This window comes from Emticicia sp. 21SJ11W-3, from assembly GCF_024138715.1.
Classification (GTDB): Bacteria; Bacteroidota; Bacteroidia; order Cytophagales; family Spirosomataceae; genus Emticicia; species Emticicia fluvialis.
The window spans coordinates 694573-716142 of record NZ_CP092074.1 but is presented as its reverse complement, the minus strand read 5'-3'; the positions used below and the strand labels follow the sequence as shown (position 1 = coordinate 716142).

Below are 21570 nucleotides of genomic sequence, written 5' to 3'. Positions count from 1 at the left end.
GAAAAAATAAATTAAATAATGTTTATTGAACCAAAAAGAGGCAGGATACAAGGGCAGAAAGCAGGCTGGGTAGAGGTAATCTGCGGCTCTATGTTTTCAGGAAAAACCGAAGAGCTGATCAGGAGGTTGAACCGTGCTAAAATTGCCAGGCAAAGGGTTGAAATTTTTAAACCAGCCATTGATATCCGGTATCATGATTCTGATATTGTATCGCATAATCAGACCAGCATTCGGTCTACACCGGTTAATACTTCGGGAGAAATACTATTAATAGCCAGCGATTGTGAAGTAGTGGGGCTTGACGAAGCTCAGTTTTTTGATGAAGGCATTGTAGATATTGTGAATTTACTGGCCGAACAAGGCAAAAGAGTGATTGTAGCCGGTTTAGATATGGATTCGAAAGGGGTGCCCTTCGGCCCGATGCCGAACCTGATGGCCATTGCAGAATATGTAACCAAGGTACATGCCATTTGTGTGGTATGCGGCGATATTGCCCATTATTCATACAGAAAAGTAGCCGACCCGCAGCAGGTTTTGTTGGGGGAATCTGACAGTTATGAGGCCCGCTGCCGGCGTTGTTATCATTTAAATCCTTAAATAGTAAATAAAGAAAGATTTTTGTATTTTTGCAATCCGGTTGAAAGTTCCCGTAGTTCAATGGATAGAATGTCAGATTCCGGTTCTGATGATGGGGGTTCGAATCCCTTCGGGAACACTTTTTATTTCTATAAAACCTGATTTAACGAAAATAGCCAGCGAAATCAAAGATTTACTGGCTATTTTTATAATTATTCGATTATCTGTCATTTTTCGACAAATAAAACATCGCCTGATTGGTAGCTGATTTCAAAGAAACTCCAGAAATTTCGCTACACCATTTCTTATAACAGCGGCTCGTTTCTTGCGCCAATCTTCCAAGTCATTCGTGCAGGTTCAATTAAATCCCAGCTTAAATGACCTTTCTATTGGTATAAAGTTCGGCTCTTGGTTCTCAACTTATGCAACTCCAATCTATCCTGGCAATACTACCGCATATCCATATTGTAGCTGATGGGGCCAGCCTGATAATTGGTTAACCCCAACCAGGGTGATGGATATCCAATCCCGATAGCGCCTTCATTTTGCGGGCGGCTTGGTTTGGGGTTGATATACCCGTCGGAGTATTTGGCAATCAAAGTATCTGCAAGCGCCCACCATTCCTTAACTATTTCATTTGCATTGGCTTTGCATAATTCGGTTAGTTCCTGGCTAGAAGCGCTTGATTGAAATATTTCATCCCAATATTTAAGAAGTTCTACTTGCTGATTCTCCAATTTCAATTGCAAAGGCTGGATGTCTACCTGACACATTCTCTGAAAATTGAGCCTGGCCCAGTTAGCAACAAAATCAAAGCTCCACCAGGCCGCATCACGACTAAATTGCTGAGGGTCGCCAATTTGATACGTGGTAGGTAGTTGTTCTACTTTGCTCGGAAACGGCACAAAACAGGTAGTATAAGAAACATCTGGCCCAAACCAGCATATACCTTTTGTAAGTTGCGGGGCATCTGGTCGGGTTTGGAGTACATAGGTATAACCCTGATAGAATACAGAGATGGGACGTTCCCAGGCGCCATATAATTTATGGTTTCCTATATCATAACTGGTGCCGTCATAGGGGCCAAAGAAACGCGTCGGGTCTCCATAAGGCCCGGCTGCAATACCCTTTGTCATATCAAATTGGGTACCTTCATAATGATCACGGTATAAGGCAAATACTTCTCTTACCTCCAATTGCTTTTTTGGCTGAATGCTAAACGGATAGTCTGTGGTATAACCATCATTTACCCAGGGGCTTAATCCAAGGTCAGGATTAACCCGGTCAAAGACGCGCCATACCCTCCGCAGCGAATAATAAGGATGATTGTATTCTCCGTCACTTATAGCAACCAACCAATCTACCGTTCCGGTTTCTGAAGCCCAACCAACCTTTCTGAGGCCGGGCAGCAAACGATTTGAGAATAGCTGATCTTCTGAATCTGGTCTGATTTCCCGGATTCGAAATTCATTTGCAGCCACGAAAATAGTGCCATCAGGTACCCGCTGTGCTATCCAGGCAGAATGGTATTCATTATCTGGTAAAGCGCACATTTCAAACACCCAGGCTTCTTTTTCATCAGCTACAAGCAAAGTTTCTCCGGTCGAGAAATAGCCATATTCATCAATAAGAGCCCCCATTAATTCTACTGCCTCTCTAGCTAATTTGCACCGCTCCAAAGCAATACGAGATAGCTCAGCACTGTAAAACAAACGACAATGGTCGCCACTTTTTTCTGCTTGTTCTTTCGTTATGGGGTTGGGCGGCATGAATTTGGCCCCATTTGTACACTCGCCAAACATCAGATTATGTTCATTCATGATTCCGTAACTCCCATCAAAGTAAGCGTAGGTATGCTCTATCTGAGGTATTTGACCTATAATCGGGGTTTCCGGCCAGTCATTCAAATTATACCCCGGGCCTCGCTCTTTGCTAACAAGACGTGGGTACCCGTCGTTGATGCCAGCAACTATACCGCGCATGCTACCCGGTGCATGATTCATAGCCGGAACATAGATGAAACGCTGATCTGAAAGTTCGTTGTCGTCAGAATGCGTTACAATCATCGAGCCGTCGGCTGTAGCTCCGGGGGTAATAATCATTGTTGTACACATAATTTTTTCAGTTTGATCTATGATTTCAGAGAACTCACCATCTTCGATATTTTCAGCATTTACAATACCATTGCCCTATTTGTGAGCCAATGTTAGTGCCATAATTGCTGGCGCCAGCGCTACTGCCGGGCGGAGGTGGCTGCTGAGGGTAAGGATTCCCATCGCTGTCCATAAATATCAATTGCTTGTCGGGTAGATTTTGATAAATGACCACAAAAGACGACCCACCATAATGGAACATTCCCATTTCCTGGCCCTTTGTCACATGAGCTCCCTTTTTTAGTTGTTTGTCAAAAACAACACTTGACACCTCACTCATACCCAATGGTATACAGCAAACATTTCCATAGTCTTCAGTTTCAAATACAATCAGACCCTTCGCATTAACTTCGGCCAGATACGGAGTAGACGCTGTTGTTGCGCCTCCATAATCGGGCAGTACCAATTTGCTAAAAAAGCAACCGGGAATAACAATGGGGTCAAAAAGTACCTTGCCATTTACTGGTATCCACCAACGATGGAAATTGTATGGATTAAGGTAAGTCTGAAACACATACCCATTTTCAAACATCTCGTCTAATTTGTACGACTTGATAATTTCATTTTGGCGGCGATCAGGCGAACTGAAAATATCGTTCAACGAATACGGCATACCTTTGAGCCAGAACACATCTCTTTTCTGAACTTTCGGTTGCCAGCAAAACAGTGAACCATCATTTGGGCAAATAACTACCTGATTGGTATTTGGGCTTGCAATCGGTCTGGATTTTTTTGGATCAAGGAAATCACGCGTAAAGAATGAATCCCAGGATTTCCAGTAAGGCAAAGTTTGAGAATCTTTTTTCCATAACGGAAAATCATATTGCTTTTTAGCGGCAGGTGAAAGCCATTGCTCATTTTCTTTACTGAAGCCTACAGCAGAGGCAGGTGTAACAAGAAATTTCCCCCATTCTTCCAGAATAGCTTTCATTTTTTCATTGAACTTTGGAATGCGGAACATGGTACTGCCCCCAAGGGTAGCGTCAATTCCAACTACGATAGCTGAAAACGGAAGGCCAACTAAATCATTGTTAATGAATTGAGGCGCAAGGCTAAGAATAGTATTAAAGGCATTCAGCAGGGTTTCCAAATCAGGAATTCGAGGAATAGGCGCTTCCTTAGTTGACTGATGCGCATGAATAATGTTATCATTTTGTTGAAAAGCATTGTTTGCCAGATAAGTCAGCACCTCATCGCCTTCAATCAGCTTTTTTAGAGCTTTAATACTAGGTGCCAGGTTTTTTGGTTTTGTATTAAGAACCGATTCAAAAAATATCCGGAATGATTCTCTGTCTGGGTTGGGTATCCAACCACTTTGAATATTAAATGGAACGTAAGATTGCGGTAACATAGAAGTATTGTTTAAAAGGTTATCCTACTCATTTGGCTTTTCGGTTTTGCCCCGCTTTTTTAAAGTGGTAGCTGGTTTCCACTAGCTATTGTAGTATTTTACGTTTTTTAACAGGAAAATGCAGTGCTTGAGCATAAAAACAGACTGAATGCAAAGGATACAATTCTAATTTATGTATCCGCAGTTTATGGTTGAGTGTTGATTACTTTTTACCCCATCTGGAATACTAAACCAACCATCATACCTAAAGCAGAATCGTTTTAAAATGCAATAATGCCTGTAGAAAAGAACTTTGTTTTAACATGGCGAACGGTAGTCTTATTGTACCTGAAGTACATTGTAACTATCTGATTATCTGCAAATAGATATATACAATCAGGAGCTTATTTGAGTGCAAGCTCAATCTATCTCAACTGTGGTTTTACCCGGCAGCAGAGGCATTCGGAAAATGCTTTCCCTCCAAAATCAAAAAAGAAATCAGGTCTTTGAAAAACCATTAAATTAATCGTTAAGGGGAGGCTGTCTAATAAAGTACTAAGGCCACATAAATATGGTATTATAGAACTCTTTCAAACAGCCTCTTTACTGTTTCCTGACAAATTAACAGGGTTATACGTTGGCCATAGCCCATAGTTCACCCAATCCCTGATAGCCGTCCTGAAGCCATACTTTGTCAAATGCGTGGCTTAATGTTTTGCCTACCTCAGCGCCAGCGCAGTTGAAAGAAACATTTCCTGAACCATGATCTATCATGATCCACTCTTCGCCTTCGCCCTGAATACCATTCTGTAACCCTACATTACCAAAGGCATGGCTAAGAAATTTTCCGGTTTCAGCGCCCAGACAGGCAAGTGCCACGCGTTGGTTGGGCAATTGTTGTAGAATAAACACTTCACCTTCTCCCTGAACACCGTTCTGAAGCCATACTTTGTCAAATGCGTGACTAAGGAATTTACCAGTTTCTGCTCCAAGAGCTCCTAATGTAATAGTTGCCATTATGTTAAATTGTTAATTGTTATCCCTACTCTTTTATGAGGCTTTTCAGTACCCGCCTGCAACCCAAAATGACAATTGACCAATTGGTATCGCACATTTAAGATTACACAACAAAGTTCAACTATTTCTTAGATTATTTATAGAGTAGAAACCCCGATTCCATAAAGTAAAACTACCTGATTACCAATACGGTACATTTACGCAGTACAGAACCATATATGCGCTAGCGAGGGTTCTGAGTAGATTTACCTACTAAAACAAGATTCCCATTAAATTTTGCCAAACCATGGGCTATGAACCGGTATGAATATTAAAATATCTGTAATCCAGGCAAGGCAGCGCAGGGTGGTTGCGCATGTACCAATAAAATTGGTAAATCTCTTGCCCTTCAAATGCCGGCATCAGCGGCTCCTGTCTGTAATGAAACCATCCAAATATAATTACGCCTATCAGTATACGAACCGCGGATGAAAAAACATGGCTTTGCCGACTACCCTATATAGCTGCATTGGCAGGTTTATAAACCCTTACCCGACAAATAAAGGCAAAATAATTTGCGCAACCCAAAAGTTGCACATATATTTGCAACCTGAGAGTTGCACAATTAAAATAAAGAATGAAACAAGATATATTTCAGGCCATTGCCGACCCCACACGCAGAGCGATTTTGACATTACTGGCTATTCAGGCACTAACACCCAATGTTATAGCCCAAAAGTTTGATATGACCCGACAGGCAGTCTCGAAACACATTAAGGTATTGCACGAATGCGACCTGGTTAAACCAGAGCAAAGCGGCCGGGAAATTTACTACCATTTTAATGCTAAAAAGATGCAGGAATTTGACCACTGGCTAGCCCAGTTCAGACAAAACTGGGAAACCCAATTTAACCAGCTTGACCAACTATTATCAACTATTAAAACGAAAGAAGAATGAACAACGACTTGCTATTTGATTTTAATGTAGACAAAACTGCAAAAACTGTTTACATCAGCCGGGAATTTAATGCGCGGCAATTGCTGGTATGGGATGCCTTTACAAAAGCCGAACTACTTGACCAATGGGGGGCTCCGGCACCCATGCGCGCGCAAACCAAGTATATGGATTTTAAGGTAGGCGGACGCCGGTTTTATGCAATGATTAGCCCGGACGGGCAGGAGCGCTGGGCTGTGCAGGAATTTACGTCTATTACCCCGATAACCAATTTTAAGATGTATAACACGTTTGCCGATAAGGATGAAAACCGGGAATTGCCGGGCTCTGATTGGGACTACAACTTTAGCGAGCAAAATGGTATTACCAGAGTTGATATAACCATATATAATGAATCGTTTGAGCGTTTAGAGAAATTGTTAGAGGGCTTCAAAATTGGTTTCACCATGACCCTCAGAAACCTGGAAGAACTCCTGGAGGCTTTATCGTAGACCCCCGCTTTTCATATACTCAATGCAAAAGAGAGGGTATTTAACCAATTAGAAACAAATTTTAACAATAAAAATTATGAGAACAATTAACACCTGGATTAACTTCAACGGCAATGCTGAAGAAGCTTTTACCTTTTACAAATCAGTTTTTGGCGGCGAATTTTCGAGAATAATCCGCTTCGGCGATTTAGCAAGCGACGAATTTCAGGTAGCTGAAAATGAAGCTAAAAAAATAATGCAAATTGCCTTGCCTTTAGGTAAATACAGTGCTTTAATAGGCAATGATGTTCCTGAGTTTATGGGTAGGGTAAACGAAAACGAAAACAGGTCGAAAATAGTGGTGAATGCTGAAAGCCGCGAAGAGGCCGACCTGCTATTTAACGGTTTATCGGCTGGGGGAAATATTGAAGGCCCTATTGACCAAGGCCCCTGGGGAACCTATGCGGGTATGTTCAGAGACAAATATGGTATTGAATGGATTGTGGAATTTGACCCAAATTATGTGGCGCAGGCATAACCTTCTTGCATAAAACCGGGGTTAATGTAAACTAAATATTAACCTGCAAAAGAAGTTTAAACGCTTATAAATACAATAAAGCTGGGTTACGCTATTAGAATCGGTTTAGTTTTTTCAAATCGTTAAAAATGGCATACGCGTTTTTTATTTGCCACGCCCCGCACTTTATGTAAAAATTGAAAAAGCCTGAATGCCGAAACATCCAGGCCTTTCTATTTTATTCCTGACTAAAAATTTTAAATGCTTGATTTTGACCACAGTTCTCCTTCTCCCTTATAACCATCCTGAAGCCCCACCTTACCATTTGCATGGCTTAACGTTTTGTTATTCTCTTTACCTGCGCAGTTGAAAGAAACATTAGGTAATTCGTGTTCTACCATCACCCACTCTTCTCCCTCACCCATTATACCTTCTTTCAGTGTAACCTCGCCAGAGGCGTGACTAAGGTATTTACCAATCTCTGCGCCAACGCAGGCAATGGCCACACGGTCTTTTGGCAGTTTTTGAATTACAAAAACTTCTCCTTCTCCATGAATTCCGTCTGTTAGAGATACTGAATTGTTTGCGTGGCTTAAAAATTTCCCTTTTTCTTTTCCAAGAGCTTGTAATGTTACGCGTGCCATAGTGTTAAATATTTAGGTGTTTGTTCTTACTCTGTTTGAAAGGCTTTTCAGAGACCGCCTGTAAATCAGAAATTGAGAGAAACGTGAGTTTGCTCCTAATAACTTTTTTTATGCGGCAAATTTTACTTAATTCTAAAAATATTTTTAGAGTAAAAATACGGATTCCGATAAGTAAAAATACCTGATTTGCATTTCGGTACAACGCAAAACAATAGTGTAAAACGCTAAATACCATTTAGCCCTGTTTTTTTGAAGAATTGGTGGCATTGGCTGCCAGAAACAGCTGCCCGGTTATGAGTTGTAGCGTCTAAAGGCGCCTGAGAATAACGGCTCAGTGTAAAAACTGATTTGTGTGTGTCTAAAGGCGTTTGCCCGGGTAACAATTATTCATTCATCAACCTGCGTATCATAGCCAGATGAGAAAAAAGCACAATGGGTACAACGCAGGCAGGTAACCACACAAACGGAAAATGCAAGACAGCCACATTGGGCTGCTCAAACGCAAACTGCTGGAACGAAAAAGGCGCTGACAAAACAGCGGTAGAAACAACGTTTATCAGTAAAATAAGGCAAATAAAATTCCACATCAACAATATACCTGTGCCAATACGCTGCTTAACGTAGGCTAAATAATAAACAACTAAGGCCGTTATACCCGAAAAAACATCAAAATTCTGCCCTTCAAATGTCATAATCAAAGGCACTTGCTTGTAAAGAAACAACCAGAATAAAACCATTTCAACCGGAACACGAGCCACATGCAACAAAATTAACGATTTCATGTCCAGCTGGTCTATCAAACTTCTTCCCTTTTTGGTAGAGAAAACCAAAAGTATCAACAATAAAGGTGGCAAAACTGCCAGTAGAAATCGCGGAGGCGTTGCCTGGGTATGGGTATAGAAGCCATTTACTGACAGAAAAGAATGCAAAATCAGCCATGAAAACGCTACAAGTAAAATACTGACAGAATATGCCGGAGCAGCCTTTGCTAAAAAATAAACACAATAAAAGGTACTAAGACCCATAACCAAAGGTATGTATAATGGCAGATTTTCCATTTATGCTAGCAATGTTTAGTATTTAACTTATCGGTTTCGCCCGGAACACGGGCAAGGCAAAGAATCTTCTCCAAATTAGTTTACCAGACCTTGAAATGCAACCTATTACCAGATTTTTGCATCTATCTGGCAATTATTCAACCTCACCGGCCGATAACTGTTTTTGATTACAAAAAATATATGTACTTTAATAGGCTTTTTAAGTAATTGCATCAAAATGACTGAGCTTCAAACATTTAAGGGTATTTCGTTAACCGACATGGAGGCTGTAAAACTACTTAACCGGATAGACAGCAAGTACATTTTTCATGAAAGTGAACTGCCTGCAATTCTGAAAGAAATTGAGCCGTATTACAACATACTTGAGATTAACCGGAACAGGCAGCACCGCTATGAATCTTTGTATTTTGACACCCCCGATTACCAACTCTATTACCAACACCATAACGGAAAGCCTAACCGCATGAAAGTACGGTTTCGACGCTATACAGACACAGGTCTTACATTTTTTGAAGTAAAAAATAAAACCGGCAATAGCCGTACCATAAAATACCGCGAAGAACGCAGTTGTGTGAACGATACCCTTCAAGCCACAGACTACACGCTTTGTAAGAGGCTTGCCATTGCACCTGAGCAATTACAACATCAGCTCTGGATATACTTTGACCGCATCACTTTAGTAAGTAAAGATTTTTCGGAAAGACTGACCTTCGACCTGAACCTGGCCTTCCGCAAAGCCGGCAGCAGCAGTGCGTATCAGAAACTGGTTATAGCTGAGGTAAAGCAAGACAAAAACTCGGTTATTAGCCCCATCGTTCAGAGCCTCAGATGCCGTTACATCAGTTCATCTAATTTCAGCAAATACTCAGTTGGAATTGCCACACTCGGAAACGTCAAAAGTAACTCGTTTAAACCCCTGTTATTAAAGCTGAACAAAATCTTAAAGCCCTGATAACTGGCAGGTTTCAGTAACCTTAACACCCAATATTACCAGCTCACTTATTTTAAAAAAACAATACATGGAAGAATTTGAAGGTACCAGCCGAACAATAAATCAGTTTTTGGGCAATAGCTTTGTTTTTGAATTTGGCATGCGCTTTCTGCTGAATATGACCGTAATTCTGTTGCTTGTTCGGGGAATTTATTATAACCGTTATAAAAACAAAGACTTTGTTTTTACTTTTTTCCTGTTTAATGTAGTTAACTTCCTGATATGTTTTTTACTAAGCGCCACAAAGCTAAAGATGGGCTTTGCATTTGGTTTATTCGCTATTTTTTCAATCATCCGTTATCGAACAGTTACCGTGCCGGTGCGCGAAATGGGCTACTTCTTTGTTTGTGTGGCCGTAGGCATTATCAATGCGCTGACCCCGCTGGGTTCGGGCAATTATGAATTAATCATTGCTGATATTCTTCTGGTTGGTGTTACTTTCGGTCTTGAACACGGGCTGAATATCAAGCATGAGAATTTCAGAGAAGTGCGCTACGAGAAAATAGACCTGGTGGTACCCGCGCGGCGCGAAGAAATGATAGAGGACCTAAGAAAAAGAATAGGTTTACCTATACACAGAGTTGAAATTCTGCATGTTGATTTTCTGAGAGACGTGGCCCGTGTGCACGCCTTTTATTACTCAAACGAGAACGAAAACAAAAGTGCGGCTTATGGCAGCAGCAGCGATGACTAAGCCGGCTTAAGACTTGTAAAGCTGCCAGATAGCTGAGGCACATTCTGCCACGCTGCTTTGGGTTGTGTCAAGTTCTATCTCGGGTTTCAGGGGTATATCATACGGAGCCGATATACCGGTAAAATTGTCAATCTGCTTGCTGATTGCCTTTTTATATAGCCCTTTTGGGTCTCTTTCAATGCAAGTCTCTAATGGCGTATTAACAAATACCTCTACAAACCTTTGGCATAAAGCTCTTACACTTTGCCTGATATCATCATAAGGAGAAATCATAGATACTATCACCGGATGCCCCTGCTGCTCAAATAAAGCGGCAAGCCGCCCGATGCGCAGGTTATGAACTTTTCTTGAGGCTTCATCAAAGCCCGCCTGCTCAATGGCAGAACGTATCTCGTCACCATCCAGTAAAACCGGATTTAGATTGTTCCTATGAAACATTTCAATCAGTTCTCTGGCAATAGTAGTTTTTCCTGCACCACTTAAACCAGTTAACCATATCACAGCTGCTTTTTGAGACACCATATTACTAAAACACTTGTTTTTGACCTTTCGGAATAAAAGATTTATAACACAAAAAAGAGCTGCAAATTTATATAATTTTCCAGTGGCATCTATCCCATTTAAAAAGAATTCTCTACTTTTGTTTCAGAAGCACAACAGGCAATACTTTTTCAATCATGGTATTTCTTTTCAGAAGGAATGCTCTAATAAAACTTAACAATTAAGCAAAAGTTGTTATGAAATCCGTTTCCACGCCGGATTCCTGCAGTTGTATAAAAAAATTACAAGTTTATCTTTTGGAAGTGTGAAACTTGAATAAACCACCAACTTACTCACCACCAAAGATAACCCCGTTAGCCAAGGTTTAGCATCATTTAAGTATGGCATTATGGCCACGTGTTATAAAGAAGATGTTCTGCTGGCTTACCTGTACTTTCATACATACACCGGATACACGCCAAAGCGGTTTAATTGACTAATCAGCACCTATTTGCCGGCTTGATAGCATAGACAGAGGAATGAGGTTAATAAAGTATGCCCATTTATTGTTGCGCACCATCACAGAACAAAATTTATTTGTTGATTTTTTTGCAAAAATAAATACCTGCCATGCCCGAGCGTAAAGCCGTTTTTATTATGCCAATGCTTTTTGGCCACCTGAACCCAACTATCACTATGGCCAATGCTTTGGGAAAGCATGGATATAAGGTATTTTATGCAGGAAGCAAGCAGCTTGTGAGGTTTACATTAAAGAATAATTTCAAGTTATACCTTCTGGAAACTATTGCGGTAAACAGGTACAGTTTGGCTCCTGAAAATAAAAGTAGATTGAGTAAATGGTTGGTTACCATGCGAAACAATTATCTGGAAGACGCCTACCACCGAAGAAAAGCAGATCTGAAGAAACTAATAGAGGAACTAAACCCGGATGTGGTTTTTCTTGACGAATTCTGCTCCTTAGATTTTATCGCGCTTTACAGCCTTAAACCATCTTTGAGAGTATTTATTCTGCATGGCAAAATGGGTATGTACTACAATAAGAAAAGCCCGCCGGGTAATTACTATGCTTTCCCTGATAGCATGGGCAACTACCTATGGAAATGGGTACTCTTCTACCTAAGCATGAAACGGTATTATAAAAAGTGCCTCTATATGGGCAAAAATTTTGAAAGCCGGCTTGAAAAAATTATGAGGGCAGAGCAAATACCTTCTATGTACACAATCAACTATAAAAAATTATTTACGACTTCATTTACAAATATACCCGAAATACTCTTCTATGCTACTGAGTTCGACTTCCCGGATGTTTCTCCTTTGCCCTGGCAAACACATTTATCACCCGGCGTTGCATCAGAAAGAAGAGAGTTTGTAACTGAAGAAGTGCTGCAGTTTCTTACATTGGCAAAAGCCAGTGAACAAAACCGCATTGTTTATTGCTCGTTAGGCACCGTAACAGACATTCATTTGACTGAAAACAGCGCAAGAGCCAGTTTTATTGATAAAATTATGCAAATAGCAACAGCCAATGCCCATCTGTTCTTTATTATCAGTTTTGGTGAGGATTTGCAAAAACAGAAGTATTCAAATATTGGTGTTAAAAACTTATTGGCATTAAACTTTGCGCCTCAGCTTCATATATTAAAATATGCTGATATATTTATAACACACGGTGGAAGTAACTCTATTTTTGAAAGCATCTACAGTAAAACCCCTATGATTGTTTTTCCGCTGAATAATGAATGGGACCAGAACGGAAATGCAGCCAGGGTAGTTTTTTACAGGTTAGGGTTGAAATCTGACTTGGAAGCATCTGCAGAACGTATTGCTCTACAAATAAACTATTTACTGGTACATAATTCTTTCAAGAACACAGTATCGGCTTTTGCAAACAGATTAAAAGAAAAATACACTGATGATTATATAATCAATAAATTGAATGAAATCGGAATATAACCTAAACAAAAGAATAGATTTTATAGGTATCGGTGTTCAGAAAGCAGGCACCACTGCTTTGTATTATTATTTAAATAAGCATCCGGATATATTGATGTCTAAATACAAAGAGTTACATTATTTCAGCAATCTAAATATTGACTTTGAGGAAGAAAGCAGAATAAATTATAGCAATTACCATCAAAACTTTGATTGGACTACCCCCGGCATAAGAGGAGAGATAACTCCTCGTTATTGTTATCTGGAACGCTGTATTCCGTTAATACATCAGTATAATCCTGCTATTAAAATCATTATGATATTGAGAAATCCTGTAGAACGGGCATATTCGCACTGGAACATGAGACTCCAGAAAAAAGAGATAGGTAATAGTACGTTCGCAAACTGCCTGAAAGCAGAGATTTTGAGAATGAACTTCGATATCAAATTTAACCAAATGCCGGAGGATGACTATATCAGACGTGGATTTTATAGTAAACAAATAAGGCATATTTTTGATTATTTCCCTTCTCAGCAGGTTCTTATATTAAAATATGAAGATTTCAGAGATAATCAATACCAGCACCTGCTTAGGATATTTGATTTTTTAGGTGTAAACGGGGACAATTATAAATTTGAAGAAAAAAAAGTTCACCATATTCATTATAAAGAAGAAATAGATGGCTTTTCACTTAATTTATTAAATGACATATATAAAGAAGAAATTGAAAAAGTAGAAAAACTTCTAAACTGGAATTGCACCGATTGGAAAAATGACAAAATATAAATTAGTGTGGCTGGCCTCTTATCCCAAATCAGGCAACACCTGGGTGAGGAGTTTCTTTACAGCCCTTCTGAAAAATGAGGATTTCAATATCAATAGTCTTGACTTTGATGAACTTTATGCCAATAAAACCCTTCTGCAGAAACTGGTGCAAAGAGACATATCTACATTCAATGATTTTGAATTAGAAGCATTGCGTAGAAAATTTTTAAATTTCTATGTACAAACCAGAAAGGCACCCTATTTGCAAAAAATTCATGACCAGTTCTCTTATTCAGTTCATGACAACTTGCCGGTTTTTCATACACAACACCCGACGGCCGTTATTTATATCATGAGAGACCCTTTAGATGTAACGCTGTCTTTTTCAAGGTATCTGGGTATCAGTCCGGATGAAATAATTGACCGATATATCTGTAAATCAGGATCAACAATATATATGGACAATTACTTTCCCCGGGTGATTGGAACCTGGGAAGAGCACTTTTACAGCTGGTTTAACCAAGCAATGCTACCGGTGCATTTTGTAAAGTACGAAGAAATGAAACTGAACCCGAATAAGGCATTTAAAGAAATGATTAATTTCTTAGGCCTCGATTTTTCTGATGAAGCAATTGCACAGGCCATCAATAAAACTGATTTCAACTCCCTAAAAAAAATGGAGACAGCGCATGGCTTCAAAGAAAAACTGGTACCTAATGTGCCATTTTTTCATACCGGAGAAGTAAATCAGGGTAAAAAAAAACTAACCAGAAATCAAATTGAGAAAATCTACTCAATAAACAATAAAGCAGCTAAGAAGTACGATGTTATTTAGGAAAGGACTTTATCTTACGGAACAGTAAAATAAAACCCTTTTTTAAATATCAGGAGGGATGGACATACCCATTAACTTCAATGTTCAGAGGATTAGGTCCACCATCAACATCTAATATTTTCATTTCGGGCTTAACCCAGGCCTTTTGGGGTTGTTTCTGTGGATTTTGTTCTTCATTTTTGTGTTTAGTAGCTTCCATTCATTAAGGTAGTTTATTGTTTTTGGATTAGTAAATTGAACTCATATTCAGGGGAGAAAAGACACCTTAAAAGATACAGACATAGATAAAAAAGTTCTCAGCATTTTTGTTAAAACCCAGGCTACCCAGAAAAACTGCTTTTAAATCTTATTCTCAAGTTAATAATAAAAAGCCGGAAATTATAACGTGCGGTAAATTTAAAGGCCTCTACCGCTTTACTCTTCAGGCATGATAGCAAACTTGGCCGTATTGGTTAATACTTTACCGCTGTTAATACCCAACACGATAAAAAATCCATACGGGCTGGCAATCAAAGCCTTTTTAACAGGATAAAACTTCCGGAACGACAACAAATAAGTAATCATATCCAGTATAGTTTGTGTTCTATGACTCTTTGGTCTTTTCTGATTTATAGATCAAAACAATACTTGCCAGGCCCAAATCTGACACAGGCGATACATAGTTAGAAAAAACAATAGTCGGCCTCGTGTGATTAGAACCTGGGATGAACACTCTTACAGCTGGCATAAACAAAAAATGCTACCGGTGCATTTTGTAAAGTACGAAGAAATGAAACTGAACCCGAATAAGGCATTTAAAGAAATGATTAATTTCTTGGGCCTCAATTTTTCTGATGAAGCAATTGCACTGGCCATCAGTATAACTGATTTCAAGTCCTTAAAAAAATGGAGACAGCGCATGGCTTCAAAGAAAAACTGGCACCTAATATGCCATTTTTTCATACCAGAGAAACAAATCAGGGTAAAATAAATTTAACAGAAAATCAGATTGAGAAAATTTTCTCAATCAATAAAAAATCGGCAAGTATATACAAGCAAACTTAAAAGGTGGATACTTCTTTCTGTAAATCTAAAATCACCCAAAAGGGAAATCAGGAAAGATTACGATATCCAGAAGTCTCACGACCTGCCGGTGAACCACTATCAACATCTAAATTTTTCATTTCGGGCTTAACCCAGGCCTTTTTGGGTTGCTCCTGTACTTCTAATTCATCACTTTTTTGTTTAGCAGCTTCCATTTTTAAAAATAGTTTATTGTTTTTGGATTAGTAAATTGAACTCATATTCAGAGGAGAACAGACACTTTAAAAGTTACAGACATAGATAAAAAGTTCTCAGCATTTTTGTTAAAACCCAGGCTAAGCAGAAATTTGTATTCAGAAAAACTGCTTATAAATCGGATGCGCAATTTATATACAAAACACCGGAAATTAAAACCTGCTGTAAAATTTCATTACCCTTTACACCCTTACTCTTCAGGCATGATAGCAAACTTGGCCGTATTAGTTAATACTTTACCGCTGTTAATACCCAACACGATAAAAAATCCATACGGGCTGGCAATCAAAGCCTTTTTAACAGGATAAAACTTCCAGAACGACAACAAATAAGTAATCATATCCAATATCGCTTGGGTCTTATGGCGCCAGTTGGTTTTTTCTGATTTATAAGCTAAAACAATGCTTACTACCCCCATACCTAGACCTAACACCGGAGACACATAATTAGAAAAAACAATAGTGAGCTTCTTTTTGCTGGCTGAGTTTTGCTTCAAAAGGTAATAAAAAGATATGCCTATCCCTAATGCATGCAAAGCCACCAGGCCAAAAATAAGCCATTTAACGGTTTTGTTTTTCACTTTAGTGGCAGGCTCAAAGTACTCGTCATAATAATATGCGGCGTTTACACCCAGTTTTACAGCCGTACAGCCATATGTAATGTATTCAGGAATCTTGAGATTATCCAGTAGCTCTTTTTCTTCAGCCACCTGCGTTGCCTCATCAACAAATTCCTTAGGAGTAATTAACAACTCAATCACGTTGCTAACCAAACTTGCACTGCTGGCTATATAATTTTTTAATACTTTAAAATCGCTCATGTCAATAATGTTTTTTAAAGTGAGAAATCAAACTTAAGTGCTGTTTTACCAGACTCAATAAATTCGCTTGAGTTTAGCTTTTTGAAGGGAGCCTCGCCCACCCCAATTTTATAGGCCGCAGTGGTTGGTATGGCAATTAACAGACAAATCAGGTCCAGGATGCTTAACTCCGCACCAGCAATGGTTTGATACAAGGCAGAAAAAAACGGAATATTCAATGCCGTGCTTAATGTGGCTCTCACCGCCATTACCGTAGCCTTAAGCGTTTTGAAAAGCAGTTTCACTAAATCTTTAGCCAGTTCAAGCCCAATATTGGCCAGCGAAAGGGCGATGTATTTCAGAAGGTCAAGAATGGGTAACTCGCCCATAAAGAAAGCGTAGAACTTATCAGCCACACCGCTCAGTGAATTAACCAGCAGGTCTTTGTATTTCAGCAGGGTAGGCAGAATCTCATCAAAAGCACTCAGGAAGGCATCTTTTATCTGGCCGGGCATTGACTGAATGCTTTCTGACTTACCCTGCTCAAGATAGCTTTTCTTAGAACCCACCCAGTTTGTTCTGCTGTCTGTGGCCGAATCGCTGTCCTTTTTTCGGGGGTCATCTATGCTTTCAATACCCAAATCAAACTGTATGTCTTTCTGGATATTTTCAATAAAAGAAACCACTACTTTTTCAAATGCGCCTATTCCTTCTTCAAAGCCCGTAAACAAATTGAGGGTATATCCTTTAAGCGCGTTCTTGGTGGCAATAATATCGCTCCAGTTAAACAAAAACGCCAGATACTCAAACAGGTCTTTAAAGAACGACTTCACGCTGTTAAATACTTTCTCTACAAACGCCACCACTTTTTTGGCAGTATCTACCAGAAAATCAAAAACCTGACCCGCTATTTCAATAATTACTTTATAGATTTTCCCGGCGGCTTCTACTACAAATCTGGTAACGGTTTCAAAACCACGTTCTACTGCATGATATAAGTCTCCGATGGCATTGCTTAACCAGTTACCTGAACTACCCTTGGTATTTGAGACAGCCTGAGTACTTAAAGCCACTGCTGCACCGGAGGCAATTTGTTCGTTGGCATCGCCCATTTGGGCTATGGCTTTGGCCATTGATGCCAACTCTTTCTCGCTTACGCCAGTAATAAGCTGTTTACCGGTTTGGGTTCTGGCTTTTTTAAGAGCATCGGTGGTAGAAAGCTGCGTTTTTATTTTAGTCATAATTCCGGATGATGGCTCAATTTCAATGGTATCATCCAGAAAATCACCCGATAGAATTATTTTACCTGCTTGTAAGGATTTAACCGGATAAATGATGTTGACCATCTGGTTCTGGGCGAGGTCCAGGGTAACGGGTGTTTCATCAATAAGAAAGTACCTGCGGTTATTGATGTAAACAACGATGTTTTCGTCAGACGATATGGCTACTTTCCTGTCAAACATTTGTTGCATTTTTTCGGCTGTAAAGCCTAGTTCAATGGTGTAGGACTCTATTTCGCGGCTGAAGTTCATGTTATCAATATGCAAAAACTGTTCATGCCATTGGGTACTTACTTTATCCTGCCAGAAATGCAGCAGGCCATCTTCTTTTTTATCTTTTGACTGCCCCAGCAAATACAACTGGTTAATGAGGTTGCGGCCTTTTACGCTTTCAAACTCTTCAATATCACCCTGCATCTGTAATGGGGGGGTCCAGGCTTTACCCACTATTGAATTGGCCGACGCCGCATCATAAGTACGGTTATTGATATAATACAAGCCCGATTTGTTACTCTTTTTACCAATAACCCAGATGGCAACGTCTTTTTTAAATCTTGAAACGTCTATCTTATAAAACTTCAGTTCATGGGCTGATGAAACAATTTCTTCTTTTCCGCTATACGGATTCTGGAACCTGAAAATGCCTTTGCCAGATGTATACAGCACGCTGTTGCCGTTGTCGTCCGGCAGCAAATCAAAAGATTCAATTTCTGCCCCGGTATCAAACCTGTATTGGGCAGCCGTTCCGTATTTATCAGCTTCTAAAGCCCTGAACAACAGTGTGCGGTTCTGCTGCACAAAATACAGAATAAACACGCCATAGCTGTTACCCAGCTTGCCTAGGCTTATCTGTTTAACTCTGGTGGCGTTTTCGGGCAATGAATACGCAACCGGTTGATTTGCATACTTAAAATAATAAAAGTTGGCATCGGTGCTGGTATAATTGGCACTGAACAAAAGGCCTTGCTCGTCCATCGTAATGTGGTCAATGATGCGCTCTTTGCGCTCAATTGTTTTTTGCTGCCAGTTATAGGTTGGTTCCCATAAATCGTTATTAATAGAACCTATTGTGATGGCATCAGAGACCAACAGTTCAGATAACCCTCCTTTACGACGGGCATAGCTGATCCTGAACTGACCCTTGGTCTGATTTTCATATATACCAAATGCCGTTACTTCATAATTTGAGTCTGAAATGGTATGCATTCGCCAGCCAGAGCCCGCTGTATCTGAGTGCACCAAAACCTGAAGCTGGCCGCGTTTGTCTGTAAAAAACAAAAAGGCTTCATCTTCGTCTGCTTTAACACAACGTAAACCTTTACCGAAATCAATTATGCTTTCGGGTACATAATTCTGCATGAGTTCGCAGTGGTAGTTAACCGTTATGCCCGATTTTTGGGGTAAACTTTCTTTATGTTCCATTGCTTTTAATCTTAAGATTGTAATTAATCAGAGTTTAACAGATAGGTGTTATTGGGCTTTGGGAGCGTAGGCAATATCAAACAAAACCGCATCATCTTCATCTTTTTTTCCGGTAAGAAGCCTGATGGTTTTATAAGTAAAAGTATTGCTGCCCGGCAGGACAATACGGCTATTGAATGTTGACAAATTGCTTATGTCAATATTCGAGAAGATAGCGTTAGATAATTTTATTTTAAGAGATCCTTCTTTTAAGGCAGCAATAATCACCGCCCCCAGAACACCTAAGGGATTAAAGAAATCAAGGAAAATATCAAATGCTTTATCCCAACCATCTTTGTATTGGGGTTTTTCAACGTCAGCGCCAATTTGTGGGGCTTCATATTTTGATTTCAGGTCAATTTTCCCGTCGGCCGATGCAGTAAGAATGACCGAAACTTTTCCCTTTTTGCCAACCTTGCCTTCTATTGCATAAGCTCCGCTGGTTGAAAAAGGCATATCAACACCAATAGTTGAACCAAGGTTAATAAGGCCTATCAATTTGTTTTCCTTTTCTACATGCTTGTTGCCTTCAATAACCACATCAAAATTAATCTCTAAACCCCTGGCCTCCTGCCGTTGTGCCGATACCTGTTGAATACTGCTCAGGTCAAGCCTGAAATCAAACCATGTATCTCCACCCACACACTTCACTCCTCTTCTGTTGCCCCAGTCGTTAATATGATATCCTTCCAAAGTACGGCTCAGATTACTTTTAAAATTGGCAACCATAGCGGGCCAGAGGTTGTCTTCTACGTATTTTTTAACAAAGGTTTTGTAATCAATGGCAAACACCCCATTAACGGTCTCCCTTGATGCATCTGCCCTGTTTTCAATCAGACTCTTCGGCAAGCTGCCCCTCGTTAGCTCGGCCGGAAAAGCATGATTATCAATCTGCATCATAAAATTGAAAGACTTGCAGCCACCAATACTGCTATTTGTAGTGGAATAGGTAATACCCGTAGGCTTAAAGAGCGAGTCTGTAAGTGTCTTTTTAGGTATAAGTTTATAGCCTAGTATGTAGGGGTTCTCTTCTGTTTTCAGGCTCTTGAAATAATTATTCATAATTAACTGCAGCCAAGCCGAACCGCCTTTGTTTATTTCGTTGCTTCTTTGCTCGTCATAATCGCTTATGTTGGCATTCTGAAAATCCATAAACAAGGCTTCAATGGTAAATACATCGTCGGTAATGCCTTCTTTTATCAGCAACTGCCTGTCTTCCACACCCATCGCCATTTCTTTGGCTTTTATAACCCGGTTACCTATGGCAACCCTAAAGGCATAGCTTAAATTTTTAAAGTCTTTTTCAATAATGGTCTCGGCCTTCAGTTTATCATCGTACTCACGAGAGTAAATAGTGCCCATTTCAAGATTAACAATAAAAAACAGCCTGGCGCTGTCGTTGTCGATAATATCTATCTCAAAAGACCTGACTTTTGCCTCTAAAGCGCAGTCATACACTTTATAAACGGCTCTTTTGTCTATTACTTCTTCCATATCCTCCAGCTTGTCTCTCAGCTTGCTCAATTTGTCTTTGTCAGGTTTTTCTTTGGCCTTTTCTGACTTGATATCTGCTTTAAGCTGCTGAATCTTTGTTGCTGTTTCTAAGTCAAAAGCACTTTTCCAGAGTTTAATGTTGGTTCCGAAAGCATCGGTTTCATTAATGATTTGTTTTCCTTCTTTATCAGTCAGAAAACACCAGTGAGTAGGAATAACATTAAACATCATTAACTGCTCAAACTGAGCGTTAATCTTGTCTACTGATAAGGCCAGGGCCATATCGAATAATCCTAAGTTTTTTTTCATAGTTTATAAAGTGATTTTTTTTGGGGGGTGTAAATAAGCCTGATTGAAAAGCTGTTTTCAATTATCTCAATGCTAAGAATAATGTACTTAAGAGTTTCAAAAACAAAATAAGCCACAACTAACACACGGCCATCACGGCAAGGATAGCAGCAGGTTATTGACAAAAAGAAAAGAGCAGCCTGCGCAGCAACATTCGTCATTTCTGAATGCCACTTTACCGGGCCAAAAAAGGCAATTGATTTGATTTATGCACTCGGCGTAGAAAGTAAACTACTGGTCTTCAAAAGCAGATGGCTTGAATCTTTTTTAAGAAAACAGTTGAGCAAACGCCTGAGGACAAAAAGGTTTTGAGCACAAAAAAGTCAGCAAAACATTTAAAATTTATGCGTAAACACCTTCGGGGTACTTTAATTAGTCAGCATTAGATTCAGAGCAATAAAACTTAGTGTGGCCTTTTTATTGTTCTAAACCATCGCAAAGTAAATAAATTTTCATAAAGCGCAAATCTGTTAAAATAAAACTTAGCAAACG

At 39.6% G+C, this 21570-nt stretch carries 22 protein-coding genes and 1 tRNA gene; 11 read left to right on the top strand and 12 right to left on the bottom strand.

Annotation, left to right across the window (positions count from 1 at the left end; translation table 11 throughout):
* Window positions 1-18 precede the first annotated feature (18 nt).
* Both MB380_RS02955 and MB380_RS02950 read left to right on the top strand, forming a co-directional pair.
* Window positions 19-597, top strand: coding sequence for a thymidine kinase (locus MB380_RS02955; protein ID WP_253533137.1), 579 nt, complete (start codon window positions 19-21; stop codon window positions 595-597).
* A 46-nt stretch (window positions 598-643) separates the two neighbouring features.
* A tRNA-Arg gene (locus MB380_RS02950) sits at window positions 644-715 on the top strand.
* 310 nt (window positions 716-1025) lie between these two features.
* Here MB380_RS02950 and MB380_RS02945 read toward each other — a convergent pair.
* The 3 genes from MB380_RS02945 to MB380_RS02935 all read right to left on the bottom strand — a co-directional run bounded on the left by MB380_RS02945 (window position 1026) and on the right by MB380_RS02935 (window position 5076).
* Complete coding sequence (locus tag MB380_RS02945; RefSeq protein WP_253533135.1) at window positions 1026-2678, bottom strand: dipeptidase; 1653 nt, start codon at window positions 2676-2678, stop codon at window positions 1026-1028.
* Window positions 2679-2742: 64 nt separating this feature from the next.
* Window positions 2743-4080, bottom strand: coding sequence for a phosphatidylserine decarboxylase family protein (locus MB380_RS02940; RefSeq protein WP_253533133.1), 1338 nt, complete (start codon window positions 4078-4080; stop codon window positions 2743-2745).
* Between the two features lie 609 nt (window positions 4081-4689).
* Window positions 4690-5076, bottom strand: a complete 387-nt coding sequence (locus MB380_RS02935; protein WP_253533131.1) for a hypothetical protein — start codon at window positions 5074-5076, stop codon at window positions 4690-4692.
* A gap of 616 nt (window positions 5077-5692) precedes the next feature.
* On the opposite strand from MB380_RS02935, the gene MB380_RS02930 reads away from it, so the two are divergent.
* The 3 genes from MB380_RS02930 to MB380_RS02920 all read left to right on the top strand — a co-directional run bounded on the left by MB380_RS02930 (window position 5693) and on the right by MB380_RS02920 (window position 7018).
* Window positions 5693-6013, top strand: coding sequence for a helix-turn-helix transcriptional regulator (locus MB380_RS02930; RefSeq protein WP_253533129.1), 321 nt, complete (start codon window positions 5693-5695; stop codon window positions 6011-6013).
* Window positions 6010-6501, top strand: coding sequence for an SRPBCC domain-containing protein (locus MB380_RS02925; RefSeq protein WP_253533127.1), 492 nt, complete (start codon window positions 6010-6012; stop codon window positions 6499-6501). Before MB380_RS02930 ends, MB380_RS02925 begins: the two co-directional genes overlap by 4 nt.
* Before the next feature lie 76 nt (window positions 6502-6577).
* Window positions 6578-7018, top strand: coding sequence for a VOC family protein (locus MB380_RS02920; RefSeq protein ID WP_253533125.1), 441 nt, complete (start codon window positions 6578-6580; stop codon window positions 7016-7018).
* Between the two features lie 236 nt (window positions 7019-7254).
* Here MB380_RS02920 and MB380_RS02915 read toward each other — a convergent pair whose 3' ends face one another.
* Window positions 7255-7641: a hypothetical protein gene (locus MB380_RS02915; RefSeq protein ID WP_253533123.1), complete on the bottom strand. Its 387-nt coding sequence runs from the start codon at window positions 7639-7641 to the stop codon at window positions 7255-7257.
* A gap of 383 nt (window positions 7642-8024) precedes the next feature.
* Window positions 8025-8699 carry a hypothetical protein gene (locus MB380_RS02910; RefSeq protein ID WP_253533121.1) on the bottom strand — a complete coding sequence of 225 codons (675 nt, stop codon included), beginning with the start codon at window positions 8697-8699 and terminating at the stop codon, window positions 8025-8027.
* 217 nt (window positions 8700-8916) lie between these two features.
* Between MB380_RS02910 and MB380_RS02905 the strand changes: the two genes are divergently transcribed.
* Both MB380_RS02905 and MB380_RS02900 read left to right on the top strand, forming a co-directional pair.
* Entirely contained in the window at window positions 8917-9651 is a 735-nt protein-coding gene (locus MB380_RS02905; RefSeq protein ID WP_253533119.1) for a polyphosphate polymerase domain-containing protein, read from the top strand.
* Window positions 9652-9718: 67 nt separating this feature from the next.
* A complete protein-coding gene (locus MB380_RS02900) occupies window positions 9719-10384 on the top strand; it encodes a DUF4956 domain-containing protein (RefSeq protein WP_253533117.1) in 666 nt (221 codons plus the stop codon).
* A gap of 6 nt (window positions 10385-10390) precedes the next feature.
* Here the strand turns inward: MB380_RS02900 and cysC are convergent, their stop codons facing one another.
* Window positions 10391-10906 (bottom strand): adenylyl-sulfate kinase, encoded by a 516-nt coding sequence (cysC, locus tag MB380_RS02895; RefSeq protein ID WP_253533115.1) that lies wholly within the window; start codon window positions 10904-10906, stop codon window positions 10391-10393.
* A gap of 588 nt (window positions 10907-11494) precedes the next feature.
* Between cysC and MB380_RS02890 the strand changes: the two genes are divergently transcribed.
* From MB380_RS02890 to MB380_RS02880, 3 genes are read left to right on the top strand one after another with little or no spacing between them, the layout of a single operon-like run.
* Window positions 11495-12838 (top strand): glycosyltransferase, encoded by a 1344-nt coding sequence (locus MB380_RS02890; RefSeq protein ID WP_253533114.1) that lies wholly within the window; start codon window positions 11495-11497, stop codon window positions 12836-12838.
* Window positions 12822-13604: a sulfotransferase gene (locus MB380_RS02885; RefSeq protein ID WP_253533112.1), complete on the top strand. Its 783-nt coding sequence runs from the start codon at window positions 12822-12824 to the stop codon at window positions 13602-13604. Before MB380_RS02890 ends, MB380_RS02885 begins: the two co-directional genes overlap by 17 nt.
* On the top strand, window positions 13591-14418 hold the full coding sequence (locus MB380_RS02880; protein ID WP_253533110.1) for a sulfotransferase domain-containing protein: 828 nt from the start codon (window positions 13591-13593) through the stop codon (window positions 14416-14418). Before MB380_RS02885 ends, MB380_RS02880 begins: the two co-directional genes overlap by 14 nt.
* Before the next feature lie 49 nt (window positions 14419-14467).
* Here the strand turns inward: MB380_RS02880 and MB380_RS02875 are convergent, their stop codons facing one another.
* The gene (locus tag MB380_RS02875; RefSeq protein ID WP_253533108.1) at window positions 14468-14617 is read right to left on the bottom strand and encodes a hypothetical protein; all 150 of its coding nucleotides are present in this window, start codon (window positions 14615-14617) and stop codon (window positions 14468-14470) included.
* Between the two features lie 215 nt (window positions 14618-14832).
* Window positions 14833-14982 carry a hypothetical protein gene (locus MB380_RS02870; RefSeq protein ID WP_253533106.1) on the bottom strand — a complete coding sequence of 50 codons (150 nt, stop codon included), beginning with the start codon at window positions 14980-14982 and terminating at the stop codon, window positions 14833-14835.
* A 124-nt stretch (window positions 14983-15106) separates the two neighbouring features.
* On the opposite strand from MB380_RS02870, the gene MB380_RS02865 reads away from it, so the two are divergent.
* Entirely contained in the window at window positions 15107-15388 is a 282-nt protein-coding gene (locus MB380_RS02865) for a sulfotransferase domain-containing protein (protein WP_253533104.1), read from the top strand.
* Between the two features lie 121 nt (window positions 15389-15509).
* Here MB380_RS02865 and MB380_RS02860 read toward each other — a convergent pair whose 3' ends face one another.
* From MB380_RS02860 to MB380_RS02845, 4 genes are all read right to left on the bottom strand, one after another.
* Window positions 15510-15656: a hypothetical protein gene (locus MB380_RS02860; RefSeq protein ID WP_253533102.1), complete on the bottom strand. Its 147-nt coding sequence runs from the start codon at window positions 15654-15656 to the stop codon at window positions 15510-15512.
* Window positions 15657-15886: 230 nt separating this feature from the next.
* Complete coding sequence (locus tag MB380_RS02855; protein ID WP_253533100.1) at window positions 15887-16516, bottom strand: hypothetical protein; 630 nt, start codon at window positions 16514-16516, stop codon at window positions 15887-15889.
* Between the two features lie 14 nt (window positions 16517-16530).
* On the bottom strand, window positions 16531-19197 hold the full coding sequence (locus MB380_RS02850) for a hypothetical protein (RefSeq protein WP_253533098.1): 2667 nt from the start codon (window positions 19195-19197) through the stop codon (window positions 16531-16533).
* A 48-nt stretch (window positions 19198-19245) separates the two neighbouring features.
* Entirely contained in the window at window positions 19246-21039 is a 1794-nt protein-coding gene (locus tag MB380_RS02845; RefSeq protein ID WP_253533096.1) for a hypothetical protein, read from the bottom strand.
* Window positions 21040-21570 lie beyond the last annotated feature (531 nt).

What these genes read in the sequence shown, in the direction of transcription:
- MB380_RS02955 (WP_253533137.1), top strand. Translation starts at nt 19, where the DNA reads ATGTTTATTGAACCAAAAAGAGGCAGGATACAAGGGCAGAAAGCAGGC.
- MB380_RS02945 (WP_253533135.1), bottom strand. Translation starts at nt 2,678, where the DNA reads ATGATTATTACCCCCGGAGCTACAGCCGACGGCTCGATGATTGTAACG.
- MB380_RS02940 (WP_253533133.1), bottom strand. Translation starts at nt 4,080, where the DNA reads ATGTTACCGCAATCTTACGTTCCATTTAATATTCAAAGTGGTTGGATA.
- MB380_RS02935 (WP_253533131.1), bottom strand. Translation starts at nt 5,076, where the DNA reads ATGGCAACTATTACATTAGGAGCTCTTGGAGCAGAAACTGGTAAATTC.
- MB380_RS02930 (WP_253533129.1), top strand. Translation starts at nt 5,693, where the DNA reads ATGAAACAAGATATATTTCAGGCCATTGCCGACCCCACACGCAGAGCG.
- MB380_RS02925 (WP_253533127.1), top strand. Translation starts at nt 6,010, where the DNA reads ATGAACAACGACTTGCTATTTGATTTTAATGTAGACAAAACTGCAAAA.
- MB380_RS02920 (WP_253533125.1), top strand. Translation starts at nt 6,578, where the DNA reads ATGAGAACAATTAACACCTGGATTAACTTCAACGGCAATGCTGAAGAA.
- MB380_RS02915 (WP_253533123.1), bottom strand. Translation starts at nt 7,641, where the DNA reads ATGGCACGCGTAACATTACAAGCTCTTGGAAAAGAAAAAGGGAAATTT.
- MB380_RS02910 (WP_253533121.1), bottom strand. Translation starts at nt 8,699, where the DNA reads ATGGAAAATCTGCCATTATACATACCTTTGGTTATGGGTCTTAGTACC.
- MB380_RS02905 (WP_253533119.1), top strand. Translation starts at nt 8,917, where the DNA reads ATGACTGAGCTTCAAACATTTAAGGGTATTTCGTTAACCGACATGGAG.
- MB380_RS02900 (WP_253533117.1), top strand. Translation starts at nt 9,719, where the DNA reads ATGGAAGAATTTGAAGGTACCAGCCGAACAATAAATCAGTTTTTGGGC.
- cysC (WP_253533115.1), bottom strand. Translation starts at nt 10,906, where the DNA reads ATGGTGTCTCAAAAAGCAGCTGTGATATGGTTAACTGGTTTAAGTGGT.
- MB380_RS02890 (WP_253533114.1), top strand. Translation starts at nt 11,495, where the DNA reads ATGCCCGAGCGTAAAGCCGTTTTTATTATGCCAATGCTTTTTGGCCAC.
- MB380_RS02885 (WP_253533112.1), top strand. Translation starts at nt 12,822, where the DNA reads ATGAAATCGGAATATAACCTAAACAAAAGAATAGATTTTATAGGTATC.
- MB380_RS02880 (WP_253533110.1), top strand. Translation starts at nt 13,591, where the DNA reads ATGACAAAATATAAATTAGTGTGGCTGGCCTCTTATCCCAAATCAGGC.
- MB380_RS02875 (WP_253533108.1), bottom strand. Translation starts at nt 14,617, where the DNA reads ATGGAAGCTACTAAACACAAAAATGAAGAACAAAATCCACAGAAACAA.
- MB380_RS02870 (WP_253533106.1), bottom strand. Translation starts at nt 14,982, where the DNA reads ATGATTACTTATTTGTTGTCGTTCCGGAAGTTTTATCCTGTTAAAAAG.
- MB380_RS02860 (WP_253533102.1), bottom strand. Translation starts at nt 15,656, where the DNA reads ATGGAAGCTGCTAAACAAAAAAGTGATGAATTAGAAGTACAGGAGCAA.
- MB380_RS02855 (WP_253533100.1), bottom strand. Translation starts at nt 16,516, where the DNA reads ATGAGCGATTTTAAAGTATTAAAAAATTATATAGCCAGCAGTGCAAGT.
- MB380_RS02850 (WP_253533098.1), bottom strand. Translation starts at nt 19,197, where the DNA reads ATGGAACATAAAGAAAGTTTACCCCAAAAATCGGGCATAACGGTTAAC.
- MB380_RS02845 (WP_253533096.1), bottom strand. Translation starts at nt 21,039, where the DNA reads ATGAAAAAAAACTTAGGATTATTCGATATGGCCCTGGCCTTATCAGTA.